Here is a 328-nt window from a genome sequence, read left to right on the forward strand (position 1 = left end):
GCCTGATGGGACCGGGGCCGCGCCGCGATCCTGTCGAGGCGACGGCGCGCGCGCTCGCGCGCCTCACGGATCTCGCCGGGCCGCATCCGTTCCGGTTCACCGCGGCGCTGGCCGGCGGGCGCGATCTCTACGCGTTCCGCTACGCCGCGAACGACAAGGCGAACTCGCTCTACTACCGCGCTTCGGAGGGCGGCGTGGTCGTCGCCTCGGAGCCGCTCGACCGGGACCACGGCACTAGGACGACGGTCGCCGAGAACAGCGTGCTCGTCGCGCGGCGGGACGCGCCGGTGGAGATCCTGTCGCTGGCGCAGTTCGGCCTGACCGCGCC

Annotated in this window: 1 protein-coding gene; it reads left to right on the forward strand. The window is 74.4% G+C overall.

Annotation, left to right across the window (positions count from 1 at the left end; genetic code table 11):
• The coding region (locus ACLBYB_RS32955) for a class II glutamine amidotransferase (RefSeq protein WP_447701398.1) at positions 1-328 on the forward strand (328 nt) is incomplete at both ends.

This window comes from Methylobacterium sp. D54C (assembly GCF_053345595.1).